22 protein-coding genes and 1 pseudogene are annotated in these 25,028 nt (G+C 44.2%); 9 read left to right on the top strand and 14 right to left on the bottom strand.

Annotated elements, in window-relative coordinates:
* Positions 1-326: 326 nt before the first annotated feature.
* Positions 327-1,181 (bottom strand): cyanophycinase, encoded by an 855-nt coding sequence (locus MICAI_RS19570; RefSeq protein WP_039900553.1) that lies wholly within the window; start codon positions 1,179-1,181, stop codon positions 327-329.
* A gap of 373 nt (positions 1,182-1,554) precedes the next feature.
* Here MICAI_RS19570 and trmD point away from each other — a divergent pair, with 373 nt between their 5' ends.
* Positions 1,555-2,250 carry a tRNA (guanosine(37)-N1)-methyltransferase TrmD gene (trmD, locus tag MICAI_RS19565; RefSeq protein ID WP_008206252.1) on the top strand — a complete coding sequence of 232 codons (696 nt, stop codon included), beginning with the start codon at positions 1,555-1,557 and terminating at the stop codon, positions 2,248-2,250.
* 142 nt (positions 2,251-2,392) lie between these two features.
* Here the strand turns inward: trmD and MICAI_RS19560 are convergent, their stop codons facing one another.
* A complete protein-coding gene (locus MICAI_RS19560; protein WP_039900551.1) occupies positions 2,393-2,602 on the bottom strand; it encodes a hypothetical protein in 210 nt (69 codons plus the stop codon).
* Between the two features lie 181 nt (positions 2,603-2,783).
* Between MICAI_RS19560 and MICAI_RS28005 the strand changes: the two are divergent.
* Together MICAI_RS28005 and MICAI_RS19555 are read left to right on the top strand one after the other, a co-directional pair.
* A pseudogene (locus MICAI_RS28005) lies at positions 2,784-2,905 on the top strand (IS1 family transposase); the annotation flags it as partial.
* Between the two features lie 381 nt (positions 2,906-3,286).
* Entirely contained in the window at positions 3,287-4,366 is a 1,080-nt protein-coding gene (locus MICAI_RS19555) for a PIN/TRAM domain-containing protein (protein ID WP_008206247.1), read from the top strand.
* 118 nt (positions 4,367-4,484) lie between these two features.
* Here MICAI_RS19555 and MICAI_RS19550 read toward each other — a convergent pair whose 3' ends face one another.
* Positions 4,485-4,763, bottom strand: a complete 279-nt coding sequence (locus MICAI_RS19550) for a hypothetical protein (protein ID WP_002778592.1) — start codon at positions 4,761-4,763, stop codon at positions 4,485-4,487.
* A 241-nt stretch (positions 4,764-5,004) separates the two neighbouring features.
* On the opposite strand from MICAI_RS19550, the gene trmFO reads away from it, so the two are divergent.
* Both trmFO and MICAI_RS19540 read left to right on the top strand, forming a co-directional pair.
* Entirely contained in the window at positions 5,005-6,342 is a 1,338-nt protein-coding gene (trmFO, locus tag MICAI_RS19545) for an FADH(2)-oxidizing methylenetetrahydrofolate--tRNA-(uracil(54)-C(5))-methyltransferase TrmFO (RefSeq protein WP_008206244.1), read from the top strand.
* A 61-nt stretch (positions 6,343-6,403) separates the two neighbouring features.
* On the top strand, positions 6,404-6,901 hold the full coding sequence (locus MICAI_RS19540; RefSeq protein ID WP_008206242.1) for a 2TM domain-containing protein: 498 nt from the start codon (positions 6,404-6,406) through the stop codon (positions 6,899-6,901).
* A gap of 303 nt (positions 6,902-7,204) precedes the next feature.
* On the opposite strand, the gene mutS is transcribed toward MICAI_RS19540, so the two are convergent.
* From mutS to MICAI_RS19505, 7 genes are all read right to left on the bottom strand, one after another.
* Positions 7,205-9,853 (bottom strand): DNA mismatch repair protein MutS, encoded by a 2,649-nt coding sequence (mutS, locus tag MICAI_RS19535; RefSeq protein WP_008206240.1) that lies wholly within the window; start codon positions 9,851-9,853, stop codon positions 7,205-7,207.
* Positions 9,854-10,001: 148 nt separating this feature from the next.
* A complete protein-coding gene (apcB, locus tag MICAI_RS19530) occupies positions 10,002-10,595 on the bottom strand; it encodes an allophycocyanin subunit beta (protein WP_004266814.1) in 594 nt (197 codons plus the stop codon).
* 98 nt (positions 10,596-10,693) lie between these two features.
* Positions 10,694-11,833, bottom strand: coding sequence for a glutamate 5-kinase (gene proB / locus MICAI_RS19525; protein WP_008206236.1), 1,140 nt, complete (start codon positions 11,831-11,833; stop codon positions 10,694-10,696).
* A gap of 27 nt (positions 11,834-11,860) precedes the next feature.
* Positions 11,861-13,825 carry a single-stranded-DNA-specific exonuclease RecJ gene (gene recJ / locus MICAI_RS19520; protein ID WP_008206233.1) on the bottom strand — a complete coding sequence of 655 codons (1,965 nt, stop codon included), beginning with the start codon at positions 13,823-13,825 and terminating at the stop codon, positions 11,861-11,863.
* A gap of 58 nt (positions 13,826-13,883) precedes the next feature.
* Positions 13,884-14,525, bottom strand: coding sequence for a hypothetical protein (locus MICAI_RS19515; protein WP_008206231.1), 642 nt, complete (start codon positions 14,523-14,525; stop codon positions 13,884-13,886).
* The gene (locus MICAI_RS19510) at positions 14,522-14,983 is read right to left on the bottom strand and encodes a hypothetical protein (RefSeq protein ID WP_008206228.1); all 462 of its coding nucleotides are present in this window, start codon (positions 14,981-14,983) and stop codon (positions 14,522-14,524) included. The genes MICAI_RS19515 and MICAI_RS19510 overlap by 4 nt, the downstream gene beginning before the upstream one ends.
* A gap of 74 nt (positions 14,984-15,057) precedes the next feature.
* A complete protein-coding gene (locus tag MICAI_RS19505) occupies positions 15,058-17,067 on the bottom strand; it encodes an ATP-binding protein (protein WP_008206225.1) in 2,010 nt (669 codons plus the stop codon).
* 164 nt (positions 17,068-17,231) lie between these two features.
* Here MICAI_RS19505 and psb32 point away from each other — a divergent pair, with 164 nt between their 5' ends.
* The 3 genes from psb32 to MICAI_RS19490 all read left to right on the top strand — a co-directional run bounded on the left by psb32 (position 17,232) and on the right by MICAI_RS19490 (position 19,694).
* Entirely contained in the window at positions 17,232-17,915 is a 684-nt protein-coding gene (gene psb32 / locus MICAI_RS19500; protein ID WP_008206222.1) for a photosystem II repair protein Psb32, read from the top strand.
* 144 nt (positions 17,916-18,059) lie between these two features.
* Positions 18,060-18,659: a hypothetical protein gene (locus MICAI_RS19495; protein ID WP_008206221.1), complete on the top strand. Its 600-nt coding sequence runs from the start codon at positions 18,060-18,062 to the stop codon at positions 18,657-18,659.
* 222 nt (positions 18,660-18,881) lie between these two features.
* Positions 18,882-19,694: a transglutaminase-like domain-containing protein gene (locus MICAI_RS19490; RefSeq protein ID WP_008206219.1), complete on the top strand. Its 813-nt coding sequence runs from the start codon at positions 18,882-18,884 to the stop codon at positions 19,692-19,694.
* A 116-nt stretch (positions 19,695-19,810) separates the two neighbouring features.
* Here the strand turns inward: MICAI_RS19490 and MICAI_RS19485 are convergent, their stop codons facing one another.
* A complete protein-coding gene (locus MICAI_RS19485; protein ID WP_008206217.1) occupies positions 19,811-20,617 on the bottom strand; it encodes a hypothetical protein in 807 nt (268 codons plus the stop codon).
* Positions 20,618-20,698: 81 nt separating this feature from the next.
* Here MICAI_RS19485 and murG point away from each other — a divergent pair, with 81 nt between their 5' ends.
* Entirely contained in the window at positions 20,699-21,772 is a 1,074-nt protein-coding gene (gene murG / locus MICAI_RS19480) for an undecaprenyldiphospho-muramoylpentapeptide beta-N-acetylglucosaminyltransferase (RefSeq protein WP_008206215.1), read from the top strand.
* Here murG and MICAI_RS19475 read toward each other — a convergent pair.
* The 3 genes from MICAI_RS19475 to MICAI_RS19465 form a co-directional block, all read right to left on the bottom strand.
* Positions 21,754-22,344, bottom strand: a complete 591-nt coding sequence (locus MICAI_RS19475; protein WP_008206213.1) for a Uma2 family endonuclease — start codon at positions 22,342-22,344, stop codon at positions 21,754-21,756. The genes murG and MICAI_RS19475 overlap by 19 nt on opposite strands.
* Before the next feature lie 35 nt (positions 22,345-22,379).
* Positions 22,380-23,240, bottom strand: coding sequence for a fructosamine kinase family protein (locus MICAI_RS19470; protein WP_008206211.1), 861 nt, complete (start codon positions 23,238-23,240; stop codon positions 22,380-22,382).
* Positions 23,241-23,496: 256 nt separating this feature from the next.
* Complete coding sequence (locus MICAI_RS19465) at positions 23,497-24,786, bottom strand: M16 family metallopeptidase (RefSeq protein WP_008206209.1); 1,290 nt, start codon at positions 24,784-24,786, stop codon at positions 23,497-23,499.
* Between the last annotated feature and the right edge of the window lie 242 nt (positions 24,787-25,028).

The following is a 25,028-nucleotide window of genomic DNA, read 5'->3' as shown; positions in this document are numbered from 1 at the left end:
CCATGGAGATAATCCTTAAGAGTGAAGTTAAAGTCCCTTTCCGCAACACAATCAAGATGTCTTGTCTAACAACGCTTTACCAATAAAGCTGAGAGGGAATCCGAACTAGGGAAGTATTCGGAAGTCTGTGCCAGATTGTGTCTCGATGCGGTAGTCTCTACTTGCGTCGCCTAAATTGGTCTAGGCAAGCCCCGTCCCTTTTAGGGCGGGGTTAGTGACGATATAGCTGATGTTCGCTGTTGAGAAGCACAAAGAAGCCGTTGTTTATTGTCTGGTTTTCCGAGATGGGTAAACTGTTCACTATGAACAGTTTTTCAGGAGTTTTTTTACCCTAATTTAGCGATCACTTGGTGTTTTTTGAGATGATAGCCATCACCGTAGGAGAGAATATGCACCCGCAGATTATGCAGACTCAGGGGTTCGTTAGCGGTGACGTGATGGTGGTTGGTGTGAGACATTTCCCTGGCATCAATTACCGTCACTGTACCGCAGCCGATTACCGTCATCGTGCCATCTCGTTCAAACATAGCGCAGGTATCCTCATCGATGCCAATTCCTAAACGTTCGGGATAACCGGAGATAGCGCTCATTAACCGAGCCATGCGGTTGCGATTGTGGAAGTGTTGATCGACAATGACTTCAGGAATGAGACCTAATCCCATGGCCATATCCACTAGGGCCCGATTGGGTGCTTCCCCGCTGCTGCCCCCAGCAATCATGTGATGACCCATAACGGCAGCCCCGGCGCTAGTTCCGGCCAGGGTCAGTTCTCCCTGTTGCACTCTTTGTCTGATCCTTTCCATCAGGGGGGTATCGGAGAGCAAACCGCATAAACGCAGCTGGTCGCCTCCGGTCATAAATACACCCGTACATTCTTCGATGTAGGCTTGAAATTGGGGGTCTTCTCCCTGCACCCGATCGCGAATATCGATAACTTTGACGTATTTTGCCCCCATTTCCTCGAAAATCTTCTGATAGCGATCGCCGATTAACACCGGTTCTCTGGAAGCGGAGGGAACAATAGCGATCACTGCTTCGCTACCCCCGGCGCGATTCCAAAAGGTGTGCAGTATCTCTTTACCGTGGACTTTATCCTCGGCACCTCCAATGACTAAAATCGCCGTTTTGAGAGATACGGGGGTAGGATTTTGGTGGTGTTGGGTTTCTAGCTCGATGATCATGTCACTGAACGAATAGACATTTTTAGGGATGGAAGGTTTTTCGGGAAGATGGACAGGTATCTTGATGTTATTTTCCCTGAACGGTTGACGGAAAAAAATGCGGTTTAGGAATATTTTTGGGGACATCAAGCAATAGTAGAGGCGATTTTAGCAATTTTCTTCGATCCACTGGCAATGACGGACTGTTAGTTAACTTTAAGTCTAGGCTAGACTTCGATCACTCAAGCTAGAGCCAGAAAAACCCCTAGACAGTACAGCATAGTCTATCATGTTATCGAGATAGACTAGCGCAAAATTAGCAAGATTTTAACCGCTCGATCCGTGACAAAATGATACATTTAACACTATTCCAGTCTAGGCCTGAATTTTCCCCGTGCAGTTTGACATCATTACTCTCTTTCCCGATTTTTTTACCTCACCGCTGCAGTCGGGGTTGTTGGCAAAAGCTCTCGAACGCGACATCGCTAGGGTAAATTTGGTCAATCTCCGGGATTTTGCCCACGATAAACACCGTCGCGTCGATGATGAACCCTACGGTGGTGGTGTGGGAATGTTATTAAAACCAGAGCCAATTTTTGAGGCGATCGAGTCCTTAGCAATTTTACCACCCCGGGAGATCGTGCTGATGACTCCCCAGGGGGAACCGCTCAATCAAGCTTTACTGAAAACTTGGGCCGGTAGTTATCGGCAGTTAATTCTCATCTGTGGGCATTATGAAGGGGTAGATGAGCGGGTTTGTGAGCATTTGGTGACTAGAGAGGTATCTTTAGGGGATTTTGTCCTAACTTGTGGGGAAATCCCTGCTTTGGCCATTATTAACGGGGTGACGCGGTTGTTACCCGGGACGGTAGGTAAGGCAGAATCGTTGAAATTGGAGAGTTTTGAGGCGGGTTTATTGGATTATCCCCAATATACCCGGCCCCCGGTCTTTCGCGGTTGGCAAGTACCGCCGGTTTTGCGCTCAGGTAATCATCAGGATATCGCCGATTGGCGCTATCAACAACAACTCGATCGCACTAAGGAACGTCGTCCGGATCTCTGGCAAAAATGGCTAGAGGAAGGGGATTAATCCCCAAAAATGCTGGCGGGGGGAGCGCCGGAGAGGGTAGGGTAAGCTGATCTAATTTGTATAATAACTAGAGGATGGCTGTGCTGAGAGCCTTTTGTCAAGCATAATTGAGATGCTTTTACCCGGCAACCCCTACCGCTATTTATTGAATTTTAACATTTAATTTATAGGTGGCATTGCCGCGAGTTCCCCCTACAATTATTTCATAATTTCCAGTGGCTGGTAATTTTGGCTCTTCGTTACTTGGTATGGTTCGATAGGGGGGGCATAAATCGACTAAATCCTTATCTGGCAAGAGATTTAATTGATTAGTTCGCTCTGGATCGCAAACAATTGACAAAAATTGTGGCAATGTCTGTCTCTATAAGGAATGAACCCCTTATAGAGACAGACATTGCATAAGACAAACCGAAGAACCGATCAAGCTAGAGGTTTAAAGATTGATCGGGTTCCAATTATTTTTATTAATAAATATTTTACACAATTCATACCAGGTAAGCAAGAGGGCTACGCCACTACTACCCAATCATTACCGTCAACGGATTGCTCGGTTGCTGAGAGAGAGTCTATCGTTCTCTAAAAAAATGGAAAATCACGTTGGGGAGCCCTTTGGTACTTTATCCATGACGACAATGCCCAATTAGACAAGGTTTGAGCTATCAACACGACAATAAAATCACTACCACAAATTAAAGCATATCTCCAGAGTTTTGAGTTAAAAGTTAAACTGCAAGTTTTTATTTAGCACTAATGTACTCAATAACTAATTTTTTGGGAAAAATTAGTTAGCCCCGCATTATAACATATAATTAATTTGAAATAGTTGTAATAAAGAAAAATAATCTCCTGTCTCGGAGTCTCCTACTGTAATTTCCTTTATCTTCGTTAAGATGTATTATGGCTGGGGAGAACATCTCCTAGAATGGAGGCAACTTTCCCGACACAAATTAGGAGAGTCCCACGGATATAATGTAAAAGTATCCATACTCATTATTTTCTACCGTCATTCCCCTCTATCCCCTCTGGTATTATCCCCATGCTTGATGCAGTCATAATTTTACTATTCGTCTTCGCTATTGCCAGTATTGGTTATAGTGGTGTGGACTTGCTGCCGGTTACTGTCCAGTCGCAAATCAGCAATATTGAAGCTTTACGCTGGTTATCGGCGGGTTTTGCCTCAATTATTGGTTTAGCCCTTGGTTTAGTTGCCCAAACTACCTATCGTCGTCTAGAAACCCAAGTACGACAAACTCCGATCGAAGTTATTTTAACCCGTTCCGTCGGTCTAGTTATCGGTTTGTTAATTGCGAATCTGATCTTAGCTCCGATTTTCTTCCTACCGATTCCCAGAGAATTCTCGTTTGTTAAGCCGATAATCGCCATTTTAGGCAGTGTTATGTTTTCCTATCTGGGGGTTAGTTTAGCTGATACCCACGGTCGCACTTTTTTGCGTCTGATTAACCCCAATAGTATGGAATCAATTTTAGTGGCAGAAGGAACCCTGCAAGCGGCCGCCACCAAAGTTGTGGACACCAGTTGTATTATCGATGGTCGTATCGAACAATTGTTAGACACGGGATTTATCGAGGGACAGATACTCATTCCCCAATTTATCCTTCAGGAATTGCAACAGTTAGCGGATGGCAGTAACGACCAAAAACGAGTCAGAGGAAGACGAGGATTAGACATCTTAAACCGGATGCAGCAAGAATTCCCCGATCGCATTATCATTCATCCGGCCGATTATGAAGATATTAGCACCGTAGATGCTAAATTGGTCCATCTTGCCCAAGAAATTAACGCCACCTTGCTCACTAACGATTATAATCTCAGTAAAGTGGCCAATCTGCAAAAAGTCACCATCTTGAATGTCAACGATCTCGCCCAAGCAGTACGCCCGATCTACTTGCCCGGGGATACTTTGGATCTGAAAATTCTCAAAGCAGGAAAAGAACCCACCCAAGGCATTGGTTATCTAGAAGATGGCACGATGGTAGTGGTAGAGGAAGGAAAAGATTATCTGGGGGGAGAATTGCGGGTAGTGGTGACATCTGCACTGCAAACCTCGGCCGGACGGATGATTTTTGCTAAACCCCAAAATTCCCTAATTGCCTAAAGGTAATAAAACCCAAAAAAGCCTCAAATACAGAGCCAGAGGGGATTGTATTTGAGGTATTTTATTTTTTAAGGGAAGTTAAGTCACCAATCGAACTATCTAGCCAATTGATACCTAATTAAGCTGGTTTATTGATTACAGCCATGGACTGACGAGCAAAACCGAAATAACTATCCCAGAATTGTTTCTGACTATCGAGGGCAACTTTGGTGGCGGTTTCTTGGGCGGTTAGGTAGGATTTCACCCATTCTTGTTGATATTCGAGGGATTTAACCAAAGTTTCCGGAAACTCAAACACTGGTGTAGTCGAGGGAAGACCATTACCCCAAGCGGACAGAAGCATTTTCTGCCATTCGGCTAGGTATTTTTGGTATTCCTCAAGATAATTGGTGTTCATAGAAGTCAAACCGCTAACTAGCCCATCTGGATGGAGATGGTGAGAAAGTGGGGCGGTGTTGCCACCTTCTCGAAAGCAAAAACCGTGACGAGATAAAATATAATATTCTATCCCTTCCTTGATTATAACCTGAGTTTGTGATCAGCCCCAATCTTTATGCGATCGCCCTAGGCTGGCCCTATTTTTTGGTGACTCGGAACTAACGCTAAAATAATCCTACTCTAGCCATTTTCTCCCAACTATGATCGATCGCCCTATTCATGTAATTGGTGGAGGATTAGCGGGGACTGAGGCGGCGTGGCAGATAGCCCAAGCAGGTATTCCCGTGATCCTGTACGAAATGCGCCCAATTCGCTCTAGTCCCGCCCACCATAGCCAATTTTTAGCTGAATTAGTCTGTAGTAACTCCTTTGGTGCCATGGCGGTGGATCGCGCCACCGGGTTACTCCATGAAGAATTACGACGCTTAAATTCTCTAGTTATTGCTCAGGCCGATCAGCACAGTGTCCCCGCAGGAGGGGCTTTAGCGGTCGATCGAGGGGTCTTTAGTCGAAATTTGACGGAAATCTTGGCTAACCACCCTCTAGTCACCTTAAAACGTCAGGAGATCACGGAAATTCCCCGGGATGGTATCGTCGTTTTAACCACTGGACCGTTAACCAGTGCTGCTTTAGCCGCAGATCTGCAAAATTTTGCCGGTCTGGACTATCTGAGCTTTTTTGATGCCGCTAGTCCGATTATTCTAGGGGAATCGATCGATCGATCGATCGCTTTTCTGGCCTCCCGTTACGATAAAGGTGAGGCCGCCTATCTCAATTGTCCCATGGATCGGGAACAATACCTGCATTTCTGGCAAGAGTTAAAACAGGCAGAACAGGCAGAATTAAAGGATTTTGAGCGAGAAAATGCCAAATTTTTCGAGGCTTGTCTGCCAATCGAAGAATTAGCCAGTCGGGGAGAGGATACCATGCGTTTTGGTCCCCTGAAACCGGTGGGATTAGCGGATCCCAGATATCCGGATCAACGTCCCTACGCAGTTATACAGTTGCGAATGGAAGATAAAGCGGGGCAATTGTGGAATATGGTGGGATTTCAAACTAATTTAAAATGGGGTGAACAAACACGGGTTTTCCGTCTGATTCCGGGGTTAGAAAAGGCCGAATTTGTCCGCATGGGGGTGATGCACAAAAACACCTTTATCAATTCTCCCCAGTTATTATCCTCCAGTCTCCAGTTTAAATCGCGACCGACGCTATTAGCGGCAGGACAGTTAATCGGCACGGAAGGCTATACGGCTGCGGCTGCTGGGGGATGGTTAGCGGGAACTAATGCCGCTCGTTTAGCTTTAGGATTAGAAACGGTGACATTGCCAACCACAACGATGATGGGGTCATTATTTGAGTTTATCAGCAGTGCCGAACCGAAACATTTTCAACCGATGCCGCCAAATTTTGGCATTTTGCCGAATTTTACCAGAAAAATCCGCAATAAACGGGAACGTTACGGTCAATATGCCGAGCGCTCTTTGCAGGATTTAGAAGCATGGATAAATCAGCTAAAAACTCCCTGTCTCGTCTAACTGTCAATCGCTAAATCGATCGCCCATAATAGAGAAGGAACCTATTTCTTTCTCTATCGCTATGCCAAACCCCGATTTTTTCCCTCCCCAATCCTACAGTCAAGAGGATGTGCAGGAAATTCTCTATTTGGCTATCTCCCGTCAAGGGGATAAGGGAGAAATTACCCGTCAACAGTTGTTAGAAATTGCCGACGATTTAGCCATTGAAATTAAAGACTTAGAAGCGGCGGAAAAGGACTGGCAAGAGTCAAAAATGCTCAGTTATAAGCGGCAAGAATTCGATCGCTTTCGTCGCGAGGAGCTAAAACATAAAACCGTTCGCTATCTGATTATTAATAGTTTTTTTATTATCATTAATTTAATTAGTGCGGGAACAATTTCTTGGGCAATTTATATCTTTTTGCTGATGGGTTTACCTCTTTCTCTCTCCGCTTGGAAAACTTTTCAAAATCAAGGAATTGCCTACGAAGAGGCATTTAAACGCTGGAAAATTAAGGAGGAAATGAAAGAGTCTTTTACCAATCTTTGGACACAAGTTAAAAAGTTTTTACAGTTTTAATAGTGTTGAAAAAGGAAGATTTTTAAGGGGAAAACTCTCTTCTAAAATCGGGCGTTACTTTCGATTTTTTCCCTCAATCCAAGCTTTTGGGGGGTTCTACCCCCCAAACCCCCCGTTGGGGGCGTGGCGCCGCCCCCAAACCCCGGAGCGCATTAGTTTTTCGGTGGGATGCTTACACGCGATTGTTCATATATTTGTACCAGTTTAAGAGTCACTGATAATTGCTGATTATCGGTGTTTCTGCAAAATCGAGATGCAGCCTTTTCGTTAACCACAAAGGACACAAAGTTGAGTTTTCCACGACTACTTACTGTCATCAAAAATATCTAACTGCTGCAGAGAGGGGGAATTATCCGACTTAACCGGTTTAATTTTCTTAATTCCTTGACGCAAACCGATCGCAATTTTACTATGTTTTTCGATTTGACCCATCACCTGCATGGCACGATCGATCACAGAAGCTGGTAAACCGGCTAATCTCCCCGCTTCGATACCATAGGATTTATCCGCACCTCCCGGTCGTACTTGGTGCAAAAATACTATCTCATGGGGTAATTCCTTGACTGTTACCTGATAATTGGCCACATTCTCTAAAATTGAAGCTAATTCGTTCAGTTCGTGGTAGTGAGTGGCGAAAATCGTCCGCGATTGCAGTACCGTGGCTAAATACTCCGCCACAGACCAAGCTATGGATAAACCGTCAAAAGTGGCTGTCCCCCGGCCAATTTCGTCTAGTAATACTAATGATCTGTCTGTGGCGTGATTGAGAATATTGGCGGTTTCGTTCATTTCCACCATAAAGGTGGATTGGCCGGTAGCGAGGTCATCCACAGCCCCCACCCGGGTGAAAATGCGATCGCAGATGGAGATTTTGGCCGACTTTGCCGGGACAAAACTGCCGGTTTGGGCCAACAATTGAATTAATCCCACCTGTCGCAGATAACAACTTTTGCCACTAGCATTGGGACCGGTGAGAATAATCAAGTCGGGGTATTCTAAACCTTCCTGATTGCCCAAATTAATCGAATTTGGCACAAAAAAGCCAGCACCAAGGGATTGTTCCACCACGGGATGACGACCATCTTTAATATCGATAAGACGACCATCGGCGATTTCTGGGCGACAATATCCCTGATAAACGGCGATTTCTGCCAATGCTGCCAACACATCTAAAGCGGCGACTTTTGTGGCTACTTCCCGGATTTCTGGGGAAAATTCGGCCACTTGACGGCGTAAATCGCTAAAAATCTCGTATTCTAATTTATTTAATTCATCTACTGCCGTCAGAATTATATTTTCTTTCTCCTTTAACTCGGTGGTGATATAACGTTCTTCATTGACTAAAGTTTGCTTACGCACATACTCTTTTGGGGCGAAATCAGCTTTACTGCGGGGTAAACTGATATAATAACCAAAAGTTTTGTTATAACTAACCTTAAGATTACTAATACCCGTTCTTTCTTTCTCTGTCGTCTCCAGATTCTTAAACCAATCGATTACTTCCTGATAGTCGCGCCGGAGGGCATCCAATTGGGCATCAATTCCCTCACGAATCACCCCCCCTTCCTTCAGATGCAGCGGAGGAGATTCCACCAGATGCGCTATCACCTGCTGGCCTAATTTTTCTAAATCGGCGGGAATTTGCTGTAAAGCTTTCAAATAGGGCGAATTTCCCGAAGCAACCAAAGCCGCTAAATCGGCTAATTTGACTAAAGATGCCGCTAGGGAAAGTAAATCGCGGGCGTTAGCAGTTCCTGCGCCAACGCGACCGCTTAAACGTTCTATATCGTATATTTCCCTTAATTTTTGCCGAATATCTTGGCGCAAGGAGGGATTATCCTTTAACTCTTGGATAGTATCTTGACGGGCGCGAATACCGCGAGAATCTAAGAGCGGTTGCAGTAACCAACGACGTAAAGCGCGACTACCCATGGCTGTACAAGTGCGATCGATCGCCCATAATAGAGAACCATAGAAGCTACCATCGCGCACCGTTTGGGTAATTTCAAGGTTGCGACGGGTTTGCCCATCTAAAATCAAAAATTCGGAGATAGAGTAGGTTTTTAAAGGTTGTAGGGGGACTTGATTGGCTTTTTGGGTATCTTCAATGTATTCTAATAGGCCTCCGGCGGCGCGAATAGCAAGGGGTAAATGTTCGCAGCCCATCCCCTCTAGGGAACGCATTTTATAGGTGATTAGGAGACGATTTTTCGCCTCTGTGAGAGTAAAGATATTTTGGGGACGGAGAGAATAACAAAAACTATCGGGTAAACAGGGGGGGAGATGGTCGGATTTTTCCCCGGGGCGCAAAATACGGTTTAAATCGGGGGCATTGATGGGAAAAAGGATTTCTGATGGCTGTAAACGGCTTAATTCTAGGCTTAAAGCCGTTAAATCACTGGCTTGGGTGGTGTAAAATTCTCCGGTGGAGATGTCTGAATATGCTAATCCCCAATTTTCTCCGGTAATCACCACAGCAGCTAGAAAATTATTCTTTTTTGCGTTTAACATTCCCTCATCGGTGAGGGTTCCGGGGGTGAGCAGCTTGGTGATAGCGCGTTCTACGAGTCGTTTTTCGGCGGCTGCTTCCGTTGAATCCTCTACCTGGTCACAAATCGCCACCGCATAGCCTTTTTCCACCAATAAACGACTATAGCGCTCTAGGGCGTGGTGGGGAACCCCGGTCATGGCGACTCTCCCAATCCCTTTACCCCCTTCCTTGCTGGTGAGAACTAATTCTAATTCTCTGGAGATAATCACCGCATCCTGAAAGAAACACTCGAAAAAATCGCCCACACGATAGAGTAAAAGAGCATTGGGATAGGTTTCTTTTACCTCCACATAATGCTGGTACATGGGGGTGAGTTTATCGCGATCGAGTCCGCGATAATCACGATGGGGATCTTTATTGGTAGCCGGTGGTTCTAGGGGAAAATCCGAGGGGAGAGTCATGGGTCAAAGAAAGCTGGACAATGTTTTAATCAACTGTTCCCCTTGCTGCACCTTCCCCACTCCCCTAGGCTGAGAGTGGGTACTGATGCGGGTTAGTTCCATCAAAAATTGAACGGACAAAACCGATAAGCGATAACTGACAACTGCATTATATAGACACTTCGCTTAATTCGCGAGTGAGATGATCAAAGGGTTCAGCAATCAAAGAGGTGTCGGCAATACCCGCCTCAGTAGCCATGGTTTGAATCATTTCGCTCATGATTTGGATACCGCGCACCGTCGGACCGATGGGAACACCGAGGGAATTATAGGTTTCCCGCAGTCCTTGCAGTACCCGCTCGTCTAGAACATTAGTATCGGCAGCTACTAGGGCATAACTGGCATAGCGGAGATAGTAATCCATATCCCGCAGACAGGCAGAATAACGACGGGTGGTGTAGGCATTACCCCCGGCGCGGATCAATTCGGGAACTTCTTCAAATAGACGAATCGCCGCCCCACGCACGAGCGCCGCCGAATTAGCGTTAATGAGGGCGGCGGCAGCTAGACGGGCAGTTCCCGAGGCAAAATATTGTTTAAGATTATCGATCGCATCTCGATCGAGATAACGTCCGGTGACATCGTATTTTCTAATCAGGCTAGTTACCGCGTCTCGCATTATTAAGTTTCTCCCAACAGCAATAAAGACATTTTTGAGTTTCGCTTTATTTATAATCTCACAGGGTTGAACTTCGGGGGACATCCCTAGTCTAACTCTCTTGCTTGTCTAACAATTTGTTGTTTTTTTGAGACATTTCTTTACATTTAAGGCATTGGCTGGACCGCCTCTGGGTGGCGGAATTATCCCTGATTAGTCGAGGTGGTGGACGAGGCACTCAAAATGACGAGATTATCCCGATGAATAATGGTTTCTGCGGCCATATAACCTAATAAACTGGCAATACGCTCGGAATGTTGACCTTTAACTCGATCGATCTCCTCACTACTATAATTAACAATTCCCCGGGCCACTTCCCGGCCCTCTTGATCGCACAATTGCACCGATTCCGAGGCGCTAAATTCCCCCTCCACTTTGGTAATCCCGGCCGCGAGCAGAGATTTTCCCCCCTGACAAATGGCTTGAATCGCCCCCGCATCGAGATAGATTTGACCCATGGGCATTAGTCCGTAGGCGATCCAGCGTTTGCGGGCGTTATCACTGCGTTTTTGTGCTTCAAAACGGGTTCCGATCGCCTCTCCTGCCATAATTTTTAAGATATTGCCGGGCTGCCGTCCCCTAGTAATCGCCATTTCTACCCCGGCGCTGGTGGCAATCCGGGCCGCTGCCAATTTAGTCGCCATACCCCCGGTCCCCCACTGACTGCCACTACTACCGGCATCGATCGATAGTTGCGCTAATTCCGCAGGAGTAACTCGGGCAATAGCCGCCGCTTCGGGAAATAGCCGCGGATCGGCACTGTAGAGGCGATCCACATCGGTGAGGATAAATAACCAGTCAGCCTCGATTAAACTGGCTACAAGGGCTGATAAAGTGTCATTATCGCCGAATTTTAACTCATCGATCGCCACCGTGTCATTTTCGTTGACAATGGCAATTACCCCTAATTCAAACAAAGCCTGAAAGGTATTATAGGCGTTGACATAACAGGTGCGTTCCATCAATTCGGGACGGGTCAGCAAAATTTGGGCGATCGGTTGACCAAGACTGGTAAAGAGGTCATCATAGATCCGCATCAGACGACCTTGTCCGACGGCGGCGATCGCTTGTTTGAGGGCGATTTTTTTCGGTCTTTCCTGTATTCCCAGACGACGGCAGCCCACCCCCACGGCCCCAGAAGATACTAATACCACCCGATGACCGGCGGCGCGCAACCGGGTGAGGATTTCCACTAAAGCGGCGATCGTGGATAGGGATAATTGGCCGGTTTCATTATCGGTCAAACTAGAGGTACCGATTTTGATCACTATGGTTTGGTTCATCGTCAAGGCGCTTTTGGGGAGGTTTTGCTAGATAGCCAAAGCTTTGATGGCAACTTTAATTAAAGTATAAAAACGGGGTTCAGTCACGTTGACTTCTCTCGCTTGTTGTCGATTTTTGCCTAATAAACCAATGCGCTGCCCTTTCTGCACGACTAAAATATCGCCCTGTTCATTTTTGATGCGAATCTCGTTTAAATCAACCCAAAAACTACATTGATACATTTTATCTGCGTGCATAAAAATTGCTTTTTTAATATTATCATTTTCTTGGGGTAATCGCACTCCCACTAATTCAATTTCTATGGTTGTATTACCATTCCAGGTATTTTCTTTGAGTTTATAGGCAATATCTAAACGAGTTGGTAAAGGACAATATTCGCCCCAACGCCAAGCTAGGGCTTTAATTCTGGTATCATCCCTTTGAGCCAGCAATAATTTTAAATGATTTTTTCCGATAGTTTTCTGTTCTACTATTCGCACGTTAGGAGTCCAAAAAACGGGTAATTCATTGCCAATTCCCCAGGGTTGCAAACTATCAATTTGCTGAAAAAGTTGCAGGTTTATTTGTTTAAAATCAATGATAGTATCAATTTTGATTAAAGGTTTTAATTGTTCTATTTGTAAAATTTTGTGAGAAAATTGACTTAATCTTTGTTTAAATGCTAGTAAATTAGCTGTGGGTAAACTAAAACCCCCCGCCATTTTATGACCGCCAAATTTTCCTAGTAAATCTTGGCAAAATTGCAGGGCTTCAAAAACGTGAAATTCTTCAATTCCTCTGGCAGATCCGCGAATTTTACCTGGCTCTTCTTCCTCGTAAGTACCGATAAAAACTGGCACTCCGTAGCGTTCCACTAAACGGGATGCCACAATACCAATTACCCCATGATGCCAATCTTTTTCCACTAAGACTAAAACTCGATCTTGTTGCCAAAGAATCGGCGTTTCTTCCACTAATTTAATCGCTTCTTCTTCAATTTTTTCGCACAATTCTTGACGGGTACGATTAATTTGTTCGCACTGCATCGCTCTTTCTAAGGCAATTCCTGCGTCATCGGTGGTTAATAATTCAATAACTATCTGGGGATCGCCAATTCTGCCAATGGCATTAATTCTCGGTCCCAATTTAAAGCCAATATCATCCGGTTGTAATTGCTTTTGTTCCTCGCTAATTCCCGCTATTTGCATGAGGGATTGAATCCCGACTAATTGGGATTTGGGTAATTTTCTTAAACCCCGTTTTAACCAGCGACGATTTACCCCAATTAATGGAGCTAAATCTGCTATAGTGCCTAGGGTAAATAATGATAATAATGACTCGGTTAATCCCTGTAATTTACCCATTTTTTGGGCAGTCGTCACCGCTAAAATATAGGCGACTCCCACCCCCGCTAATCCCTGATAGGGAGAGTTCGGGGTTAATAATTTTGGGTTGAGAATAGCGGAGGCATTTGGTAAAATTGGCGGCAGATCGTGATGATCGGTGATAATAACTTTTAATCCTAATTCTATCGCTAGGGCGATCGGTTCGTGAGCGGAAATACCATTATCAACGGTGAGAATCAATCCGACTCCCGACTCGGCAAATTCTTCGACAATGCGCTGATTAATTCCGTATCCCTCTTTCATGCGACTGGGTATGGCATGATTTACCCTAGCGCCGAGATGTCCCAAGGCTCTTAACAGTAAAGATGTACTGGTCATGCCATCGGCATCGTAGTCCCCACAGATAGCAATTTTATCGCCCCTAGCGATCGCTTTTACTAATAAATTGACACTTTTTTCTAAGTCGGGAAATTCCCCCAGGGGAGAGGGTAAGGTATCCACTTCAGGATCTATATAAGTTTTAGCTAATTCGGGGGTATCAATACCGCGATTAATTAAGATAGTTGCTAATAAGGATGATAATCCCATTTCCCGCGCTAACCCCGCGATTTTTTCGGGATTAGTCGCGGCAATATACCAGCGTTGGATGGGATATTTGTAGGTCATTTTTTATCAAACAAAAAGGTAGGGTGCGTTAGGGCAGCGTAACGCACCAAAAACAAGGTTAAAAGCGGATTTGGATGGCCCCAGCAGGAGGTTGAAAGGGGAGATTATTATTATTAATTCTCAGGGGAGAACTGGGTATTACCTGCACATTTGGAGTGGTGGGTTGACTTTCGTTGGTACTCAGTAAAGTCAATTGATTAATACTAGGATTAATCGCAAATTGTTGGGTGATAACTCCCGACGGACAACAGGAAGGATCCCGAGGGAGAAATCTTCTCATGTTGACGGTGATCATACCATCTTTAGCGCTCAGATTATCGACAATTACTCGATCGGCTAACAGGACAGTATCGGTGTTAGTGGCACTACCGTTATTATCGATCACTAGGGCTAAATAATGTAATTGCTGTTGATCTCTAGTAATCACTCTTAAGACGACAATACCATCAGTCCTTTGATCATTATTATAGTCCCCCATCAAAGCTTCTCGACTGACTTGCACTCCTAAAATTTGTCCCTCATTGGATTGAAAAATACCATCGCTGACAATTACGGAACCCCGATTGGGAATGTTATAGACGGTATTCCTTAAATTATCCACGCTCAGGGGTGTAGATTGGGCAAGTAAGGGCAGAGAATTATTTAATAGTAAACTGATACCCAGGAGAATAGATTGAGGCAAAATTGCTAATTTAATCATGGTTTTGATGGGTTGGGTATATTTTCTTGAGTATCGAATAACTGCACGTTATTAATGGTACAAACCATCCCCTGTTGTGCTGCTAATTGATCTCGCCATTGGCTTAATTGTTGTTGACCATTACTACCATTTAACCAGTAAACTGTCAAGAGGCCGAGGGTTTGTTCTGGTTCACAGGAAAAGCCGAGAGTTTGAGCGGGTATATCGGCATTTCCTTCACCACATTGCCAACCTTGTTTTTCAATTAATTCTTGCCAACCTTGCACTTCTTTGGCAGCCACGGCAATGCGTCGATCCCCTTGGTTACAAACCCAATTTTTCTGCTGGGTGGGATCATTCGGTAGATCACCAAGATTGGGGGAATTTTGCTTGATTGGGGGAAGCGAGGGGACTTGAGCATGAACGGAAAAAATCGGTAGTATTAACCAAGTACCGATGAGCATTTTTAACAGTTTCATCCTTTAAAATTGCCATATTTAGGGATTTATGCCTTTAGAATATCACGTTTTTGAGAGCTAGATAAAATACTCTCTTAAGATATGTTTAAATCTCTAATTATGGTTTCGATCGCATCAAAGGAAAATTCTCCGGCTAACTGTTGTAAACCTTGGGCAAGGGTAGCATAATCGGGGGGAATTTCTGCGGTTAGGGCGATAATTTTTTCATCATCACATTCTCGCGCCGCTTGTTGCAATTGTCCAATCCAAGCGGGACTGATTAATTTTAATAGGGATTGCAGGGAATCGAGGAAAACTGGCGAATAATTGGGCTGATTTGGCTCATTATCGGCATAAATATATTTTAATCCTAGATATTCGCTCATTTTTTGCCAGATAACTTCCTCTCGGAAAGGTTTACGCACGAAATCATCACAACCGGCGGCAATAACCAAGGCGCGATCCTCTTCAAAAGCACTGGCAGTTAGGGCAATTATCACCGTTTTTCCGCGATTATCAGCCTCTAACTGCCGAATTTCCCTAGTTGCTTCGTAACCGTCTTTCACTGGCATTCTCATATCCATCCAGATAAGATGAGGTTGCCATGCTTGCCAAATTGCGATCGCTTCTTGACCATTAGCGGCCTCTTGCACGGACAATCCTAGGCTAGTCAGGAGTTTCAGCAACAGTAAACGGCTTTCTGGTCGATCATCGACGACTAATATGCGATATTTAGGCTGATTTTCCGCTAAAGCGATAACTTTTGCCCTATGGGTTTCGGTTTTAATCTCATTTTCCCCCACCAAACCCACCTGAATATCAAAACTAAAAACACTTCCTTGACCCAGAATACTACTAACTCCGATCGCACCCCCCATCAACTCAACAAATTTTTTACTGATAGGTAAACCCAATCCTGTCCCCTGTTGAGATTTTCGTCCCGTTTCCGTTTGATTAAAGGGTTGAAATAGCTTATAAATCTCCTCTGGGGCGATTCCTGCCCCTGTATCTTCAATTTCCCAGAGCAATCGCTGATAATCTCCTGTTTTATCCCCTACTTTTACCCGGAGAGTCACCCCTCCCGACTCGGTAAACTTTAATCCGTTACCCAAGAGATTGATGAACACCTGTCGCAATTTACTTTCATCAGTACATATATATTGAGGAAGAGCGGAGCTGCGCTCAAAAATTAAGCTCAAAGCTTTTGCCTGCGCTTGTGGACGTAGCATTTCGGCAATATTATCTAAAAGAGCGTATAAATCGAAATTACTGGGATTAAAAACCGTTCTTCCCGCTTCTATCTTCGACATTTCTAGAATATCGTTGATTAACTCTAATAAATGTTCCCCGCTACGATTGACAATTTCCAAATATTGGCGATATTCACTGCTGAGGCTGCTATCCCGGGATATTAAGCGAGTAAAACCCAAGATAGCATTAAGAGGAGTGCGTAATTCGTGGCTCATGTTAGCTAGAAACTCACTTTTAGCTTTATTTGCTTTAACCGCCGCTTCTTTAGCCTCTTTTAATTCTTTTTCCGCTTCATATCTACTTTGTGCAATCGCAATTAATTCTCCCACCAACCGCACAAAGGTGACATCTTCCTTCGTCCATTGCTTTTCTGCACTGGCATCCAATCCCAGATAACCCACCGTTACCCCGGAACTATCCCACATGGGAACGATTAAGAGGCAGGGAGTAGGACTATGAGCGAGAATAGTTCTTTCAGGGATAGCAGTGGGGGGTAAATCGTCTAAAGAGTTCAGTTTAACTGGAATACCGTTTAATAATTGTTTGGAAAACCAAGGAAAGCTTTCCGTCGAGAGATTTTGTGATTGTTCCCGAATCGGGATAACCTGCGGATAGTCGGGGTGACAGTATTCATAAACCATACTCCACTGCTGACGACAGCTGGAATATTGAATAATGTAACAGTGAGCGCTCTGGGTAAATTGACAGAGCAGTTCCAGGGTATGATCGATCGCCAAGTGGATATCTTGAGAAATTAGTAATCTTGTCACCCGTGAGAGCAAATTATCGCGATGTGCCTGCATTTCTAGGGCTTTTTCCCGTTTTTTAGGCTCTAGTTCCTCAAAATCACTCATAATCAGTTATCAGTAATCAGTTATCAGTTATCAGTTATCAGTTATCAGTTATCAGTTATCAGTTTCACTAAAAAAAGCTTCCCATCTGCTGTCTCCTGTCTTCCTAATCAAAAAACAGTAAACTTTTCCCCTATCATGTTCTATAGGAATTTTACCGAATCAATATGCTCAAATTATTAGCTTCTCTCCTTCTCTCCTGCTGTATAGCCTTGGGTGTTTCCCTGTCACCGGCTGCTGCCATGGGAGTCTATGACCTCCCTATTTTAAGCCCCGGAGCGCCCACTTATGTAGTCGATCCCGTTGCGGCCATTAGTGCCGCTAACGAGGGAAAATTAAATAAAGACCTGAAAAATCTCGCCGAAAAAACCGGCCAGGAAGTGAGAATGGTAGTAGTCCGGCGCTTGGATTACGGTCAAAAAATTGACAATTTAGCCGATGATATCCTGAGAGAATGGTATCCTAATCCTGAAGATCGGACTAATCAAACTATCATCGTCCTTGATACTTTAACCAATAAAACTGCTATTCGAGTTGGGGAGGAGGCAAAACCCCTATTAACCGATGCTATTGCTGATAGTATCCTCTCGGAAACTATGGCAGTTCCCCTCAAAGATGGGGGAAAATATAATCAAGCTTTACTCGATGCTAGTCGTCGTCTAACGGCGGTACTTTCTGGAGAAGCGGATCCCGGACCGCCGGAAGTAGCGACAATTAATATCGAAAGTACCTTTACTACCGCAGAAGAAACTGACGATAAAAATGCCACGATTTGGGTGATAGTTTTACTGGTTTTAGCTACAGTAATCCCCATGATCACTTATTTTTGGTACGCTGGTTTTGGTCGCTAAATTAAATTAATGATCTGGGACTGATACAGCTAAAATATTCTCATAGATAGTAAAATCCTCAGCCTGCATGGGCAAGATGAATTAACTTCTATTGGTAGATTTCAGTTGTATCAGTTCAACCCATGTGCTTAACCTTAATAACTAATGTCTAGACTGCTAAATAAATTACAATCCTATTATCGACAGGAGGAAGGAACTTACTTAATTGAAATTAAACTTAATCAGTTACAGCAAGTCTTTAATTCTCTCGATCCTTCGCCATTCTTAGATAGAGATTTAGACGATAACGCCGAAAATTATATTATTAACTCTGTTGATGAATTCCCCCTCAATACCCCCCTTAAATTAGTCTTTTATCTTCCCAGTAACGAACAGAATACCGCCCGACATCTGTTACCATCAGCTTTACATAATTATTTTGACTATCGCCAACAGGTAGAACAAAGAAAATTACGGACAATTTGGCGACAGGGACGCATATCTTTGCTAATTGGTCTCTCCTTTCTTTTTGTTTGTTTGAGTCTCAGCGAATTAATTAGTCGTTTTGGCAGTGATACATTTATTCACTTCTTAGAAGAAGGATTATTAATTAGTGGTTGGGTGGCCCTCTGGCGACCTTTAGAAATCTTTCTTTACGAATGGTGGCCTGTCAGTTATCAACAAAAGATTTTTGCTAAACTGGCCTACATCCCCATTGAAATCCGTCCATTAGAGGAACAATCCACCCCGGACTCTTTTCGATAGAGCTAATCCTGCCGATGGCTTGTGTTCAAAGTTACAAAGCTTTTAGTTGAAGCAGTTTACAATAAAATTAACTCTGTATTAAGCTTATCGGTTTTCAGCTTGGCTATTACTTTCTCCTCAAACTTTTAACTAAGTAGTCGGGCCTAACTTTTTTCAGTCTGGCGATTATTGGCGTTTCATCTCTACCAATCCTGACAAAATTTCATTTAGATAGGAGTCCTAATGTTAATCCGTGTTGGTTATGAATTTGGCTTTGATGCCCCCTTCCCCGTGGTTATGTTGTTAAAACTTTATCTACACCCCTCAATTTTAAATCAAGTTAGACAATCGGAAAAATTGCAGGTGGAACCAGCAACAAAAATAGAAGAATTTTTAGATAGTTTCGGCAATCGAACCAGTCGTCTAATTTTACCCGCCGGACAGATTCGCCTTCACAATGAAGCAGTTATCGAGAATGAATGGAAACCCGACATCGTTAATTGGAATGCCCAAGAAATTCCCTTAGCAGAGTTACCAACCCAAGTTTTTCCCTACCTAATGAGTAGCCGTTATTGTGAAGTGGATTTGCTTGCGGAAATTGCCTGGGAACTTTTCGGACAAACTCCCCCCGGTTGGGCAAGGGTACAAGCGGTTTGTGATTGGGTTCATAGTCACATTAGTTTTGGTTATGAATACGCGCAGGTGACAAAAACCGCCTATGATGTCTATCGGGAAAGAAAGGGGGTTTGTCGCGATTTTAACCATCTAGCTTTGACTTTTTGCCGTTGCCTCAATATTCCCGCCCGTTATGCCTCCGGCTATCTCGGAGATATCGGTATTTCTCCCCAACCCCTACCGATGGATTTTAGTGCTTGGTTTGAAGTTTATTTAGACCATCAATGGTACACTTTCGATGCTCGTCATAACACCCCCAGAATCGGGCGAATTTTAATGACTCGTGGCTTAGATGCCGTCGATGCTGCCCTAACAACTTCTTTTGGTCAAGTAAATCTAACAAAATTTAAAGTATGGACGAGCGATGTTTCTCGCCTCTAGGCTTAATTAGGGTAGGCTGCCCGCGCATCTAAATTTTGTTGAAATGAGGCGAGAGGCAACAGTAATAACACCCCACACCCCACCAAAAAGATTTTTCAGCAAACCCCAGATAAAAATTATTTTTCTACCTTCACCCGTTGACTAACGACAACAATCCCATCTCCTTGAATTAAAATCGCCGATAACCAGCGATTTTCCGGTGTTGCTGGGGCCGTTACCCGCTTAAATAAACCGCCGGACTGTAATAATTCCAATTCTAGAGGCTTTGTATTAATATAGCGCTCAATATCCACTTTCTCATCGATCGCCGCTCCGGCCAATAAATCATCCCCCAAAGGTTCGCGGACAATCACATCAAAATCAAATTCTTCACCCACTTTCACCCTTTCCGGAATTCTCACTTGAATACTGGGGGGATTTTTGCCGGTGCTTAACTCAACTCTCTCGCTTAAAATCTCCTGATAAACCAGTTTATTACCTTGAAATTGTTGACGAGAACGAATAGTAGCATTCATTCTCACCACTCGTCCCTGCACCTTTCCCGTCCCAGTAATTTTAGTAATTGTATTGGCCGTTAACTTGTCCCCGGAACGACTCCAAGATTCGAGCGTCGTGGTATATTGTAGATTGTTATAACGTTCCCAAAAATGAGTTAAAGCCTTTTTAGTTTTTTCGTAGGTCAAGCCATCGGAGTTAGTAAATTTCGGACTATAAAACTCCATTAATTGCTTGAGATTTCGCTCATTAGCCGCCGTTTCGATTTTGGAGATAAGGGTTTTTAAATTAGCCGGAGCAGTTTCTGGCTTTTCGGCCCGCAGACCGGTGGCAAGGGTGAAAGTTAACCCCAAACCTAACAGCAACGACAGGGAAAAATTAAGAGATTGACGAAAAAATTTATCGGGGATCGTGTTCAAGTTACGCATTAGTGATAGTTTGTGTAAGGATCGATCAATAACTATGGTAGATTATTTCATTCTAGGGCTGAATTTCCCCTCTCTCGAATTATGGCACGCACTCCAACCCGTCTCTTGATTGCCGCTAGTGGTACTGGTGGTCATTTATTTCCCGCTTTGGCCCTGGCCGAGCGCTTGCCGGATTACGAGATTGAATGGTTAGGAGTTCCAGACCGTCTCGAACAGTCCTTAGTTCCAAAAACCTATCCCCTGCACACCATCCCCATTGAGGGATTTCAAACCCGTTTGGGGTTAAAAACTCTCAAGATTCTGTTCGGTCAACTGTGGGCCATTTGGCAAGTGCGTAGTTTAATCAAAAAACGTCAGATAGCGGCAGTTTTTACCACCGGGGGTTATATCGCAGGCCCGACCATTTTAGCGGCTCGTTTAGCCAATATTCCCGTCATCCTACACGAATCTAACTACATACCGGGCAAAGTCACGAAAGTTCTCGGTCGCTGGTGCGATACGGTTGCCCTCGGTTTTCAGGGAACCGCCAGCTATTTACCCGGCACTCGCAGCACTTGGGTTAGTACACCAGTACGCAAGCAGTTTCTCATTCCCCAGTCCCTAGATTTACCGATTCCAGAGGGTGCTTTTTTAATTGTCGTTGCCGGTGGTTCTCAAGGGGCCGTGGCTCTTAATCAACTTGTCCGACAAAGCGCTCCCCAATGGTTAGAAAAAGGCATTTATATCGTGCATCTCACGGGAGAAAACGACCCCGAAGCGGATAGTTTGCGCCATTCTAACTATTTTTCCCGGCCTTTTTACAACAACATGGCGGGACTATGGCAAAGAGCTAATCTAGCTATCAGTCGCTCCGGTGCCGGCACTTTAACAGAATTAGCGATCACTTGTACGCCTTCGATTTTAATTCCCTATCCTTTTGCTGCCGAAGACCATCAGTTCTATAATGCCCAAGTTTTCGCCGAAGCTCAAGCCGCTTATCTTTACCGTCAAAATGAGTTAACTGCTCAGTTTTTAAGCGAATTAGTCCTCGATTTATGGTCTAATCCCGAAAAATTGGCCGCCATGGCTCAACAAGCTTCTCATCTAGCCATTAGTGACAGTGCCGATTTATTAGCCGATTTGTTGAGAAGAAAGAGTCAAAAAGATAGTTTTTGAAACAAATCAGCCACGGGAAAAGTGAACCCCGGAACCACCTCTTCCCCCTCCAAAAAATCTCCTGATGTTAATAATCCCTGCGGTTCGTACCCGGAACGATAAACTAAAACATAGTGTTGACCTGGACTGATAACCCAGAGCAAACGAGTACCATTGGCAAAATACTCGGCAATTTTGTCCTCGATTTCTGCCACTGTATTCCCTGGAGAGAGAATTTCTACCACTAAATCTGGCCCACCTTCTAAAAAACCCGTCGGCAATTCTTCCAATCCTTGCAGACGTTCCTTGGCAAAAAAGGCTATATCAGGAGAACGTTTATTGCCATTTTTCATGGTAAAAGCAGTGCTGGAGTCCAATAATAAACCTAGTTTTCGAGATGTTACTAAACCGAATAAAGCAGCACTTAAAAGAATGGCAATATAACCGTGTAAAGCTCCAGAATTGCCCATATTAATTAACTCTCCCTTGACCAATTCGTAACGATTACCATCGTCAGGTAACGCCATAAATTCTGCATCAGTCCATACTTTTGTCTCTGGAGTTTTAATCACAGTAGTTTCTCGAATAGACATAATTTATCCTCGGTAAATATTCACAAGTAAAACCCTTAAAGAATTTCCTGTAACATCCGATTGGCCTGGGAGGCGTAACCACCACCAAATAAATTAAAGTGATTGAGAATGTGGTAGAGATTGTAAAGAGTTTTGCGCTGTTGATAACCGGCATCAAGGGGGAAAACATCGTTATAACCCCGATAAAAAGCCGCCGGAAAACCGCCAAAAAGTTCCGTCATGGCTAAATCTACCTCCCGGTCTCCCCAATAGGTGGCCGGGTCTAAAATTACTGGTTCCCCATCGACGGTAATGGCCGCATTTCCCGACCACAAATCACCATGGACGAGGGAGGGATGGGGTTGATGCTGACTCAAAATCTCGCTAATAGCGGGAATAACTTGCTCCTCGTCGGGAAAATTGCCGCCGCGATCCTTCGCAAGTCTTAATTGATAGCCAATGCGCTGATGAGCGAAAAAATCCGCCCAATTGTTACTAACGGTATTAATCTGGGGAGTAGAACCAATGGTATTATTACACTGCCAACCAAAGCGATCGGATAGGGAAACTTGATGTAAACTGGCTAAATTTTGCCCCATTTTTTCCCAGCTTTGGCTATTGCCACCGCCGAATTCTAGCCACTCTAGCACTAAATAACTAGATTTCTCGGCAATTCCCCAACAAATTGGCTCTGGAACCCTGATAGTCTTGGTAGCGTGAATTTGCTTTAATCCTAAAGCTTCGGCTGCAAACATGGCCTCTTGGTTCGCTTGGTTAATCTTAACGAAATAAATTAAACCATTGCCACTAACGGCATAACCCTGATTGATACAGCCACCACTAACGGGACGACTTTTCTCAATTTCAAAGGGTTTTTCCGTGGTTTGGGCAATATGTCGAGCAATTTGAGTCCACATAGGTTATCAGTTATCAGTTATCAGTTATCAGTTATCAGTTATCAGTTATCAGTTATCAGTTATCAGTTATCAGTTATCAGTTATCAGTTATCAGTTTTAAGTTAATTAGTTATTTAGTTATTTAGTTATCAGATGTAAGTTTATCAGTTGTAAGTTTTAAGTTAATTAGTTATTGATTTATTTATTTATCTTCATCTTTATCCCTGATTACTGTTCACTGATTACTGTTCACTGATTACTGATTACTGTTCCCTGTTTACTGAATTGGTCTTACCACCACCACACCGTAAGCGTTAGGATTTAAATACTCTTGACAGGCATTTTGAATATCCTCTAAAGTGAGGGCTTCAATGTGTTGGGGATAACAAAAAGCCGGTTGTAAATCACCGATCTGAGTATGATAATAACCGTAAAGGTTAGCCCGATCGCTCGGTCTTTCATTGCTAAAAATAAACCGATTGGCCACTTGGGTTTTAACTCGTTCCAGTTCAGAAACTGTCACAGCTTCCTGTTGAATTCGTCCAATCTGTGCTAAAACCTCCCTCTCCACTTGCTCGATATTTTCCGAGGCTAATTGAGCCGACACGGAAAACACCCCTTGCACTGCTTGGGACATATTACTGGCAGTTATTTGGGAAACTAAGGCCTTTTCTTGGCGCAGAGATTGAAATAATCGCGATACCTTGCCCTGACCAAGAATAGCCGCTAAAACATCGAGAGGATAGGTTTTTTCTAAGTCTCTCAACCCCGGCACTTTCCAAAATAGGATTAAGCGGGCCTGCTGCAAATTTTCATCCTCGTATTCTTGACGGATAATCTCGTTAAAGGGAGCTTCGGGCTGTAGATTGGCGATAGGATGGGAAATAAGCCCAGAATTTCCCTTACTGCCTAAATTATCTAGAGAATCGCTCACAATAGCCATTAAATCATCTACAGGTAAATTACCCACCACCGCCACCGTCATCCATTCGGGACGATACCAAGTCCGATGAAAATCGCGCATTTGTTGAGGAGTAAGATTTTCAATCACTGCCGTCGGACCCAACACCGGACGACGATAGGGTAAAACTTGAAAACAAGTCTCCATGGTGCGATAAAAAGTGCGACGACGGGGATTATCCTGAGAACGACGAATTTCTTCTAAAATAACCTGTCTTTCCCGTTCAAAAGCTTCATCGGGGATTAAAGCTTCTAAAACCACTTCTAGCTGCAGCGGGGCCAGATGGGCGAAGTCCTGCGGGGCAGTGGTAATGTAATAATGGGTGTATTCTTGGCTAGTAGCGGCATTAGTCACCGCTCCCCTCGATTCGATCGCCCGTTCAAATTCGCCACTGTCTAAGTTAGGGGTTCCCTTAAAAACCATGTGTTCGAGAAAATGAGCCATGCCATTGATCTGATCCGATTCTAAGGCCGAGCCGACCTGCAGCCAGACATTGAGATTAACCGCTTCTACCGGTTGACTTTCGGCAATAATCGTTAAACCATTGGCAAGACGGTGCAGAATCGGAGTGTTAAGCGTGGCAGGTTTCCCTAGGATAGCCGTCATTCTTTATTAGTCCTCGGTAATCACTCTGGCAAAAATTGTCACTTTTCTCTATTGTAGTCCCAGACTTTCACAGAGCCAACAAGATCAGGTGTTAGGTGTTAGGATTCAGGAGGCAATGGGCAATGGGCAATAGGCAATAGGCAATGGGCCGCTTTATTCTCCCATCTCCTCACTTCCCCAATTCATAATTCATAATTTATAATTCATAATTCCCCACCTCCCCACCTCCCCACCTCCCCACC

Origin of the sequence: Microcystis sp. T1-4 (genome assembly GCF_000297435.1) — a bacterium.
Classification (GTDB): Bacteria; Cyanobacteriota; Cyanobacteriia; order Cyanobacteriales; family Microcystaceae; genus Microcystis.
This window is presented reverse-complemented; position numbering and strand designations above follow the sequence as displayed.